The 12,491-nt window shown below is 76.7% G+C and carries 1 protein-coding gene (running past one end of the window); it reads right to left on the minus strand.

What is annotated here, in order from left to right; genetic code table 11:
- Nucleotides 1-12,491 carry the 3' portion of an SDR family NAD(P)-dependent oxidoreductase gene (locus OG500_RS07465; RefSeq protein ID WP_329577949.1) on the minus strand. It continues 4,804 nt past the right edge of the window, so the window shows 12,491 of its 17,295 coding nt (coding positions 4,805-17,295); its start codon lies off the right edge, out of view — the gene reads right to left on this strand; the stop codon is at nucleotides 1-3.

The raw sequence follows: 12,491 nt of genomic DNA on the forward strand, positions 1-12,491 counted from the left end.
TCAGCGCAGGTCGTGCAGCCAGTCGTGCACCGCGGTCGCGGTGGTACTGGCGTGCTCCTCCAGCAGGGAGGAGTGGTTTCCGGTCACCTCCCGCACGCTGTGCGGCAGCGACCACGAGGGCCGCGCGCCGCCGCCGAGCAGGTCCGGCACGAACTCGGCCGCGCGGACGAAGAGCGTCGGGGTGCCGGCGGCCCGCGGCTGCCAGTCCTCGACGAGCTGCGCGTACCAGGCCATGGCGGTCAGCTGGTCGTCGTCGACGGGCAGTTCGGGGAACCGCTCCAGCAGCCGGTGGGTGGTGCCCGCCATCCGCAGGGCGAGGTCCTCGCCCGCGCCGGCCGGGGAGTCGAGCAGCACCAGCGCGCGCGGCGGTGTGCCCGTGGCCGCCAGCCGGACGGCCAGCTCATGGGCGAGCCAGCCGCCGGAGGAGTAGGCCACCAGGCTGACGGGCCGGTCGCCGAAGGCCCGGCGCACGGTGTCGGCGTGCTGGGCCGCGGCGGCCGACAGGTCGGCGGGCAGCGGCTCACCGGTACCGTACCCCGGGGTGGGCAGCACCCACACCTCCCGCTTGCCGCGCAGCGCCGCGGCGAGGCGGGCGAACTGCACGGGGCTCACCGGTGCCACCAACGACGGGACGCAGAGCAGCGGTTCGCCCTCGCCGCCGTCCGAGAGGCGCACCGGCAGCGCCTTGCCGGCGGCCTCGGCGGCCGCGAAGAGCGGGCGCAGCCCGGCGGCGATCCGCAGCAGGTCGCAGGCGCCGCGGTAGCCGCCCTGCGCGAACGCCCGACGGAACAGAGCGGTGACCGGCCCCTCGGGCGCCGGGGCGGGCGCCGACCCGTGCGCCGGGCTCCCGCCGGGCGCGGTGGAGCGCTGGTCGGCGGACCGCTGCTCGGTGAGGTATCCGGTCAGCGCCTCGGGAGTCGGATGGTCGAAGAGCACGGTGGCCGGCAGGTCGACACCGGTGGACCGGCGCAGCCTGGCCCGCAGTCCGGCCAGCGAGAGCGAGTCGAAGCCCAGCTCCAGGAAGGCCCGGCCGGTCTCGACCTCGGCGGCGTCCGGGTAGCCCAGTTCGGCGGCCACCTCGGCGCGGACCAGGCGGGCCAGGTCGGGCCCGGCACCGATCGGGTCGTCCTGCTCGTCCGGCTTGTCCGGCTCGTCCTGCTGGGCTGCTCTCGGGGCGGCGGGAGCCGACTGCTCCACCGGGACGGGTTCCAGCCAGTAGCGGGTGCGCTGGAAGGCGTAGGTCGGCAACTCGACCGGGCGGGCCGGGCCGAGGAGCGCGGCGACGTCGACCGGGTGCCCCGCGACGTGCAGCGCGGCGGCAGCGGCGACGGGCCCGGCCGCCCCGGAGACGACGGTTGCGGCCGCGTCCAGAGCGTCGGCGGCGAGCGCCGCCAGCACGCCGCCCGGGCCGATCTCGACGAAGGCGGCCGCCCCCGCCGCTCGGGCCGCCTGCAGCGCGTCGCCGAAGAGCACGGCCTCCCGCGCGTGCCGCACCCAGTACTCCGGCGTGCACAGCAGCTCCGGATCGGCCACCTCACCCGTCAGCCCCGACACCACCGTGCGCTGCGGCTCGCGGAGTTCGAGCGAGCAGAGCAGCTCCCGCAGCGGCTGCAGAGCAGGCTCGACCAGCACCGAGTGGAAGGCCCGGTCGACCTCCAGACGCCGCGACCGGGGGAACTGCGCAGCCACCGCGAGAACATCCTCCTCGGTGCCCGAAACCACCACGGAGGCAGAGCCGTTGACCGCCGCCACATCGGCACGACGCCCCACCAGCAACGGACGGACCTCCGCCACCGGCACCGGCAGCGCCACCATCACCCCCGACACCAACCCCTCCATCAACCGACCACGCTCCACCACCAACCGGCACGCATCCGCCAGCGAGAACACCCCCGCCACATAAGCCGCCACCACCTCACCCAGCGAATGCCCCAACACCACACCGGCCGACACACCCCAGGACTCCAGCAACCGGAACAACGCCACCTCGAACGTGAAGAGCGCCGGCTGCGCCACCTCCGTCCGCTCCAGCCCCTCCCCCGAGAACACGACCTCGCGCAGCGACCACGCCACCAGGCCGTCCACCACCGCGCACACCTCGTCGAACGCCGCCGCGAAGACCGGATACGCCGCGCACAGCTCCCGCGCCGCACCCACCCCCGACGACCCCTGCCCCGCGAACATCAGGGCCACCCCACCGCGACCGGCAGCCGTGCCGGTGACGACGGCCGGGTGGGGTTCGCCGGCGGCGACCGCCCGCAGCCCGGCGAGGGCGGTCGGCAGGTCGGCGGCCAGCACGGCCGCCCGGTGCTCGAAGGCGGACCGGCCGGTCGCCAGCGCGTGGGCGGTGTCGCCGAGCGGGGCGTCCACCGCTGCCAAGTGCTCGGCCAACCGGGCCGCCTGGGCCCGCAGCGCGGCCCGGCTGCGGCCCGAGACGACGAGCGGCACCGCGCGCTCCGGCGCCTGTGCCGAAGCCTCCGCCGTTGCCTGCTCCGGCAGTTGGGTGAGGATGACGTGCGCATTGGTGCCGCTCACGCCGAACGCGGAGACGCCGGCCCGGCGCGGACCGGTCCATACCTGACGCTCCGTCAGCAGCCGTACCGCGCCGGACTCCCAGTCGACCTGGGAGCTCGGCTGCTCCGCGTGCAGGGTGCGCGGCAGCACCCCGTGCCGCATCGCCAGCACCATCTTGATCACACCACCGACCCCGGCCGCCGCCTGGCTGTGCCCGATGTTCGACTTCAACGACCCCAGCCACAACGGCTCCTGGCGATCCTGACCATAGGTGGCCAGCAGCGCCTGCGCCTCGATCGGGTCACCCAGCCGCGTCCCCGTCCCGTGCGCCTCCACCACCGCGACATCCGCCGCCGACAGCCCCGCGCTCGCCAACGCCGCCCGGATCACCCGCTGCTGCGAAGGACCGTTCGGCGCCGTCAGACCGTTCGACGCACCATCGGAGTTCACCGCGCTGCCGGCCACCGCCGCGAGCACCCGGTGCCCGTTGCGCCGCGCGTCCGACAGCCGCTCCAGCAGCACCAGACCCGCGCCCTCCGCCCAGCCCGTCCCGTCCGCACCGTCCGCGAACGCCTTGCACCGCCCGTCCGGGGAGAGACCGCCCTGCCGGGAGAACTCCACGAACACCCCGGGGTTGGACATCACGGTGACACCGCCGGCGAGCGCCATCTCGCACTCGCCGGAGCGCAGGGCCTGCGCCGCCAGGTGGATCGCCACCAGCGACGAGGAGCACGCGGTGTCCACCGTCAGGGTCGGGCCTTCGAGGCCCAGGGTGTAGGCGACCCGCCCGGAGATGACGCTCGCGGCGTTGCCGGTCAGAAAGTAGCCCTCCAGCTCCTCGCGCGCCGGGCCGGCCAGCGCGCCGTAGGCCTGGTCGAAGGCGCCGACGAAGACACCGGTGCGGCTGCCGCGGACGGTCGCCGGATCGATGCCGGCGTGCTCGAAGGCCTCCCAGCCGATCTCCAGCAGCAGCCGCTGCTGCGGGTCCATCACCAGCGCCTCGCGCGGCGCGATCCCGAAGAACGCGGGGTCGAAGCCGCCCGCCTCGGCCAGGAAGCCGCCGCGGGCCACCGAGGAGGTGCCGGGCCTGCTCCGCTCGGCGTCGTAGAGGCGCGCCAGGTCCCAGCCGCGGTCGGCGGGGAAGTCGCCGACCGCGTCGCGGCCCTCGGCCACCAGCCGCCACAGGTCCTCCGGCGAGCCGACGCCGCCGGGGAACCGGCAGCTCATGGCGACGATCACCACCGGGTCGTCGCCCGCAACCGTGGCGGGTGCGGCGGCCACGGCCGGATCCGGGCCCGGTTCGGCCTCCTCCGCGAACAGCTCGGCGAGCAGGTACTCCGCGAGCCGGGCGGGGGTCGGGTGGTCGAAGACCAGCGTCGCGGGCAGCCGGGCCCCGGTGGCCGCGGCCAGCCGGTTGCGCAGCTCCACCGAGGTCAGCGAGTCGAAGCCGAGGTCGCGGAAGGCGCGGCCGTCCTCGATCGCGTCGGTGCCCTCGTGGCCGAGCACGGCCGCGCTGTGGGCGCGGACGATCCCGGTCAGCGCGGCGGCCCGCTCGGCCGGCGGGAGCGAGGCGAGCCCGGCGTCGGAGGCGAGTGCGGACACCGCCCGCCGGGCGGGGGCCCGCACCAGCGCCCGCAGCATCGCGGGCAGGCTGTCCAGGTGCTTGCGCAGCACCGCGGTGTCGACCGGGACCGGCACCAGCACGGGGTCGGGCGCGGCGGTCGCGAGGTCGAACAGCGCCAGGCCCCGTTCGGGCTGCAGCGGCGCCAGGCCGGTGCGGGTCAGGCGCTCCAGGTCCGCGGCGGCGAGGTGACCGCTGATGGCGCTGCGCCGGGAGTCGTCCGCCCACAGGCCCCAGTCGAGCGCCTGGGCGGGCAGGCCCTCGGCGCCGCGCCGGCGGGCCAGGCCGTCGAGCAGCCCGTTGGCGGCGGCGTAGTTGGCCTGGCCGGGGCTGCCCAGCACGCCGGCCACCGAGGAGTAGAGCACGAAGAGCGCCAGGTCGGCGCCCTGGGTCAGGTCGCTGAGCGCGAGGGCGGCGTCCGCCTTCGGGGCCAGCACGGCGTCCACCCGGCTCGGGGTGAGCGAGCCGAGCACGCCGTCGTCCGAGATGCCCGCGGTGTGCACCACGCCGGTGAGCGGGTGCTCGGCGGGGATGCCGGCCAGCAGTGCGGCCAGCGCCGTGCGGTCGGCCACGTCGCAGGCGGCGATCGTCACCCGGGCGCCGAGCGCGGTCAGTTCGGCGGCGAGCTCGGCGGCGCCCGGTGCCTCGGCGCCGCGCCGGCTGGTCAGCAGCAGCTGCCGGACGCCGTGGCCGGTGACCAGGTGCCGGGCGGCCAGGGCACCGAGCGAGCCGGTGCCGCCGGTGACCAGGACGGTGCCCGCCGGGTCGAGCGGGGCGGGCACGGTGAGCACCACCTTGCCGATGTGCCGGGCCTGGCTGACGTGGCGGAACGCCTCGGGGGCGCGGCGCAGGTCCCACGCGGTCAGCGGCAGGGGGGCCAGCGCGCCCTCGGCCAGCAGGGCGACGACCTCGGTGAGCATCTGCTGGATCCGGTCCGGGCCCGCCTCGACGAGGTCGAAGGCGCGGTAGGCGACGCCCGGGTGGGCGGCGGCCAGCTGCTCGGCCGTCCGGATGTCGGTCTTGCCCATCTCCACGAAGCGCCCGCCCGCGCCGAGCAGGCCGAGCGAGACGTCGACGAACTCGCCGGACAGCGCGTTGAGGACGACGTCCACGCCGTCGGCGAAGCGCTCGCCGAACTCCAGCGTCCGGGAGGAGGCGATGCGCTCCTCGGGGACGCCGAGCGCCCGGACCGCCGCCCACTTCGCGGGGCCCGCGGTGGCGTGCACGGTGGCGCCCAGGTGCCGGGCCAGGTGCACCGCGGCCATGCCGACCCCGCCGGCCGCCGCGTGCACCAGCACCGACTCACCGGGGCGCAGGCCCGCCAGGTCGACGAGCGCGTAGTACGCGGTCAGGTAGGCCATCGGCAGCGAGGCGGCGCGGGCGAAGGTCCAGCCGGCCGGGACCGGGGTGAGGAAGCGCCGGTCGACCACCGCGACGGTGGCGAAGGCGCCGGGCACCAGGCCCATCACCCGGTCGCCGGGGGCCAGGTCGTGGACGCCGGGGCCGACGTCGAGCACCACGCCCGCGCCCTCGTTGCCCGGCAGGCCCGCGTCGCCCGGGTACATGCCCAGCGCGTTGAGCACGTCGCGGAAGTTGAGCCCGGCGGCCCGCACCGCGAGCCGGACGCAGCCGGGCGGGGTCGGCCCGTCGAGCGCGGGGTCGGCGACCAGGCCGAGGCCCTCCAGGCTGCCCTGCTCCAGGATGCCCAGCCGCCAGGGCCCCTCGGCCGGGGGCACCAGCGCCGTGCCCGGGGCCGTCCTGACCAGCCGCGGCGTGGTCACCCGCCCTTCGCGCAGCGCCAGTTGGGGCTCGCCGGTGGCGATCGCGGCGGCCAGGCGGGCGGTGGAGGCGGCGCTGGCGTCGGTGTCGACCAGCTGGAAGCGGTCCGGGTTCTCCAGTTGCGCGGAGCGCACGAAGCCCCAGACGGCGGCCATCGCGGGATCGTGCAGGCGGTCCTGGGGACCGGTGTCGACCGCGCCCCGGGTGAGCAGCACCAGCCGGGAGTCCGCCCAGCGGTCCTCGGCCAGCCAGCAGGTGCTGAGCGCGAGCACGTCGTGCAGCAGCGGGTGGACCTCGCCGGACGCGGCGGTGAGCGGGACGACCACGGCCTGCGGGGCCGGGCCCGCGGGCAGCTGGGCCAGCGCCGACGCCCGTGCGGGTGCCAGCACGACGGGCTCCTGACCGCCGGTGTCCGGGGCGGTCTCGTACTCCGCCCAGGCGAGCCGGAAGAGCGCGTCGCGGCCGTGGTCGGGGGCGGCGGCGGGCGCGGCGGGCCGGAAGGCCAGCGAGTCGACGGTGGCCACCGGTTGGCCGGCCGGGTCGGCGACCAGCATCCGGACGGCCTCGCCGGCGGCGGGCGTCATCCGGACCCGGACCTCGCTCGCCCCGGTGGCGGCCACCGAGACACCGCTCCAGGAGAACGGCAGCCTGCCGCCGTCGCCGGGCAGGAACCCGCCGAGCAGCACGGCGTGCTGGGCCGCGTCGAGCAGCGCGGGGTGCAGGGCGAAGCCCCGGGGATCGCCGGTCAGCCGCACCTCGGCGTAGATCTCCTCGCCGAGCCGCCAGGCCGTGTGCAGGCCGCGGAAGGCCGGGCCGTATCCGAATCCCGCCTCGGCGAGCGCCTCGTAGAGCCCGTCGACCTCGACCGGTGTGGCGCCCGGCGGCGGCCAGGCCGCCAGGTCGGCGTCCGTGTGCGCGGGCGCCCGCTCGGCGAGCAGGCCGGTGGCGTGGCAGGTCCATTCGGCGTCGCTCTCCCCCGCCGGGCGGGAGTAGACGCGCAGCGCGCGCCGCCCGTCCGGGGCGGGCTCGTCGACGACGACTTGCAGCCGCGTGGTGCCGGTCAGCGCCAGCGGCGCGGCCAGCGTCAGCTCCTCGACCGCGGCGCAGCCCACCTCGTCGGCGGCGCGCACGGCCAGCTCCAGGAAGGCGGTGCCCGGCAGCAGGACGGTGCCGTTGACGACGTGGTCGGCCAGCCAGGGGTGGGTGTGCAGGGAGAGCGCTCCGGTGAGGACCACCCCGTCCGTCCCGGCGATCGGCAGCGCGGCGCCGAGCAGCGGGTGCGCGGCGGGGGCGAGCCCGGCGCCGGTCACGTCGCCGGCGGCCGAGGGCGTGGCCCAGAACCGGCGGTGCTGGAAGGCGTAGCGGGGCAGCGGGACGCGGCGGGCACCGGTGCCCGCGAAGACCGCCGGCCAGGCGATCTCGGCGCCCCGGACGTGGAGTTCGCCCACCGCCGCGAGCAGCGCCGCCACCGCGTCCCGCTCCCGGCGCTGCGCCGGGACGCCGCCGGTCAGGGCCGACAGCGACCCGTCCGGACCCACCTCCAGGAACACCTCGGCCCCCGCCGCTCGGGCCGCCTGCAGCGCGTCGCCGAAGAGCACGGCCTCCCGTGCGTGCCGCACCCAGTACTCCGGCGTGCACAGCAGCTCCGGATCGGCCACCTCACCCGTCAGCCCCGACACCACCGTGCGCTGCGGCACGCGGAGTTCGAGCGAGCAGAGCAGCTCCCGCAGCGGCTGCAGAGCAGGCTCGACCAGCACCGAGTGGAAGGCCCGGTCGACCTCCAGACGCCGCGACCGGGGGAACTGCGCAGCCACCGCGAGAACATCCTCCTCGGTGCCCGAAACCACCACGGAGGCAGAGCCGTTGACCGCCGCCACATCGGCACGACGCCCCACCAGCAACGGACGGACCTCCGCCACCGGCACCGGCAGCGCCACCATCACCCCCGGCACCAACCCCTCCATCAACCGACCACGCTCCACCACCAACCGGCACGCATCCGCCAGCGAGAACACCCCCGCCACATAGGCCGCCACCACCTCACCCAGCGAATGCCCCAACACCACACCGGCCGACACACCCCAGGACTCCAACAGCCGGAACAACGCCACCTCGAACGCGAAGAGCGCCGGCTGCGCCACCTCCGTCCGCTCCACGGCCCCGGCGAACACCGCCTCGCGCAACGACCAGTGCACGAAAGCGTCGACGCCGTCGCACACCTCGTCAAAGGCCGCCGCGAAGACCGGATACGCCGCGCACAACTCCCGCGCCGCACCCACCCCCGACGACCCCTGCCCCGCGAACACCACGCCCACCGAGACCCCGGCGCCGAGGCCGGTCAGCACGTGCGGCGAGGGTCGGTCCTCGGCCAGGGCGGTGAGGCGCTCGCGCAGCTGCCCGAGGTCCTCGGCGAGCACCACCGCGCGGTGGTCCAGCGCGGCCCGGGTGGCGAAGGAGGACCAGGCCAGGTCCCGCAGCTCGACCCCGCTGTCCGCGAACTCCCGCAGACGGCGGGCCTGTTCGGCGAGAGCCTCGGCACTGGTGGCGGACAGGGCGACCGGCAGCACGGCCGGCGCGGGGGCCGCGAGCACGGGCTCCTCGGCGGCCGGCGGGGCCTCGGCGAGCAGGAGGTGGGCGTTGGTACCGCTCATGCCGAAGGCGGAGACGCCGGCCCGGCGCGGACCGGTCCATTCCTGACGCTCCGTCAGCAGCCGCACCGCACCGGACTCCCAGTCCACCTGGGAGCTCGGCTGCTCGGCGTGCAGGGTGCGCGGCAGCACCCCGTGCCGCATCGCCAGCACCATCTTGATCACACCACCGACCCCGGCCGCCGCCTGGCTGTGCCCGATGTTCGACTTCAACGACCCCAGCCACAACGGCTCCTGGCGATCCTGACCATAGGTGGCCAGCAGCGCCTGCGCCTCGATCGGGTCACCCAGCCGCGTCCCCGTCCCGTGCGCCTCCACCACCGCGACATCGGCCGCCGACAGCCCCGCGCTCGCCAACGCCGCCCGGATCACCCGCTGCTGCGAAGGACCGTTCGGCGCCGTCAGACCGTTCGACGCACCATCGGAGTTCACCGCCGAACCCGCCACCACCGCGAGCACCCGGTGCCCGTTGCGCCGCGCGTCCGACAGCCGCTCCAGCAGCACCAGACCCGCGCCCTCCGCCCAGCCCGTCCCGTCCGCACCGTCCGCGAACGCCTTGCACCGCCCGTCCGGCGACAGGCCGCGCTGGCGGGAGAACTCGACGAAGGCGCCCGGCGTCGACATCACCGTGACGCCGCCGGCGAGCGCCATCTCGCACTCGCCGGAGCGCAGGGCCTGCGCCGCCAGGTGGATCGCCACCAGCGACGAGGAGCACGCGGTGTCCACCGTGACGGCGGGTCCTTCGAGCCCGAAGACGTAGGCCAGCCGCCCGGAGACCACGCTGCCCGCGTTGCCAGTGCCGACGTGTCCGCCGAGGTCCTCGGCCGAACCGGCCGCGAGGTTGACGTAGTCCTGGACGCTGATGCCGACATACGTCCCGGTCCGGCTGCCGCGCAGGTCGGCCGGTGTCACCCCGGCGTCCTCGAAGGCGCCCCAGGCCGTCTCCAGCAGCAGCCGCTGCTGCGGGTCCATGGCCAGTGCCTCGCGCGGCGAGATCCCGAACAGGGTCGGGTCGAAGAGCGCGGCACCGGTCAGGAAGCCGCCCTGGTCGGTGTAGCAGCGGCCGGGCACGCCGGGCTCGGGGTCGAAGAGCGCATCGAGGTCCCAGCCGCGGTCGCCGGGGAAGCCGCCGATCGCGTCGCCGCCCTCGGCCACCAGCCGCCACAGGGCCTCGGGCGAGTCGACGCCGCCGGGGTAGCGGCAGTCCATGCCGACGATGACCACCGGGTCCTCGGCCGCGGCGCGGACCGGGGTCGTGGCCGCGCCGCCCGCGGCCGCGGGGGCGGCGTCGGTGACGGCATCGGCCAGCAGGAACCGGGCCAGCGCCTGCGGGGTCGGCTGGTCGAAGGCCAGCGTCGCGGGCAGCGCGGTGCCGAGCAGCCCGGCCAGCCGGTTGCGCAGCTCGACCGCGAGGATCGAGTCGAGGCCCAGATCGCGGAAGTTCTTGCCGGGCCGCACCTGGGCCGCCGAGGCCAGGCCGAGCGCGCCGGCCGTCTGGGTCCGGACCAGGTCGAGCAGCGCCGCCTCACGCCGCTGGGCGGGCAGGGCGAGCAGCCGGGCACGCTCGCCCTGGACGACGATCGGCGCTGGCACGGGCGCCGCCGCGGCGGGCGGGCGCGGGCCGCGTTCGGCGGCGGGCTGCGCCTCGCGCAGCACCGGCCAGTAACGGGCGCGCTGGAACGGGTAGGTGGGCAGGTCGACCCGCCGGGCGCCGGTGCCCTCGAGGAGGGCCGCCCAGTCGACCGGGCTGCCGGTGACCTCAAGGCGCGCGAGGGCGGCGAGCGCCGACTCCACGCCGGAGCCCACCGAGCGCTGGAGCGGGACGAAGACCGCCTCGGCGCAGTCCGCGCCCGCCCCCGAGCCCGCCAGCGAGCTGAGCACGCCGTCGGGACCGAGTTCGAGGAAGCCGCGCACGCCGTCGGCCAGCAGGGCGGCCACGCCGTCGCCGAACCGCACGGCCTCGCGCAGGTGGCGGACCCAGTAGTCGGCCGTCACGGGCGCCGCGAAGCCGCCGGTGACGTTGGAGACGATCGGGATCCGCGGCGGCGAATACCGCACGGTCGCGGCCACCTCGGCGAACGCGGCGAGCACCGGTTCGACCCGCGGCGAGTGGAACGCGCGGTCCACCCGCAGCCGCCGGGCCCGCACGCCCGCCGCCGCGGCCCGCTCCGCCACCAGGGCCACGGCCTCGGCGTCGCCGGCGACCACCGTCGCAGCGGGGCCGTTGACCGCGGCGACCTCGACCCCCGCGGTGAGCCAGGCCCGCACCTGCTGCTCACCGGCCGCCAGCGCCAGCATCGCGCCGCCCTCGGCCAGCGACTGCAGCAGCCGTCCGCGGGCGCCAACCAGCCGGCAGGCGTCGGGAAGCGACAGCACGCCGGCGACGTGGGCGGCGGCCAGCTCGCCGACCGAGTGGCCGAGCAGTGCGTCGGGCACCACACCCCAGCTCTCCAGCAGCCGGAAGAGCGCCACCTCCAGGGCGAACAGGGCGGGTTGGGTGAACTCGGTGCGGTCGAGCAGCGCCGCGTCGGTGCCGAGGAGCACCTCGTGCAGCGGCAGTCGCAGGTGGTCGGCGAACCCGGCGCAGACCTCGTCGAAGGCGGCGGCGAAGACCGGGAACGCGGCGTGCAGGTCACGGCCCATGCCCAGGCGCTGGGTGCCCTGCCCGGCGAACAGGAAGGCCAGCCGGCCCTCGCGCGCGGTGCCGGTGGTCAGGGCCGGCGCGGCCTCGCCGCCCGCGAGCCGCCGCAGCGCGGTGAGCGCCTCGGCGCCGTCCGCGGCGAGCAGCACCGCCCGCTGGTCCAGCCGGGCCCGGGTGGTGGCGAGCGAGAACGCCGCGTCCAGCGGGTCGGTCCCGGACTCGATGGCCTCGGCGAGCCGGTCGGCCTGCGCGGCCAGGGCCGGCCGGTCGGCCGCCGACAGCACCAGCGGCAGGAGCGGCGGCGCGGTGCGGGCGAGCGGCGCGGCCGGCGCGGACGGGGCGGCCGGCGCGGACGGGGCGGCGGTCGGGGTCTCGGGGGCCTGTTCGAGGACGACGTGGGCGTTGGTGCCGCTCATGCCGAAGGAGGAGACGCCGGCCCGCCGCGGCGCGCCGGTGGCCGGCCACGCGGTGGGCTCGGTGACCAGGCCGGCGCTGCCCGCCGACCAGTCGACGTGCGGGGTGGGCCGCTCGGCGTGCAGGGTCGGCGGGACCAGCCCCGCCCGCAGCGCCAGCACGGTCTTGATCACCCCGGCGGCGCCGGCGGCGCCCAGGGTGTGGCCGATGTTGGACTTCACCGAGCCGATCAGCAGCGGGTGTTCGCGATCCTGCCCGTAGGCGGCCAGCAGCGCCTGGGCCTCGATCGGGTCGCCCAGCGGCGTGCCGGTGCCGTGCGCCTCCACCACGTCCACCGCCGCCGCGGGCAGCCGGGCGTCGGCGAGCGCGTCGCGGATCACCCGCTGCTGGGCCGGGCCGTTGGGCGCGGTCAGGCCGTGCGAGGCGCCGTCGGAGTTGACCGCGGAGCCGCGCACCACCGCCAGCACCTGGTGGCCGTGCCGCTCGGCGTCGCTCAGGCGCTCCAGCAGCAGCAGGCCGACGCCCTCGGCGGGGCCGAACCCGTCGGCCTCGGCGGCGAACGCCTTGCACCGCCCGTCGGCGGCAAGCCCGCGCTGCCGGGAGAACTCGACGAAGGTGCCGGGCGTCGACATCACCGTGACGCCGCCGGCCAGTGCCAGCGCGGACTCGCCGGAGCGCAGCGAGGCGACGGCCAGGTGGAGCGCGACCAGCGAGGAGGAGCAGGCGGTGTCGATGGTGATCGCCGGGCCCTGCAGGCCGAAGGCGTAGGCGAGCCGGCCCGAGGCCACGCTGCCCGCGGTGCCGGTGCCCAGGTGCCCCTCGACGGTGTCCTCGGAGGCGAGCAGCAGCGGGACGTAGTCCTGCCCGGTGGTGC

It is taken from the genome of Kitasatospora sp. NBC_01250, assembly GCF_036226465.1.
In the GTDB taxonomy this organism is placed as follows: Bacteria; Actinomycetota; Actinomycetes; order Streptomycetales; family Streptomycetaceae; genus Kitasatospora.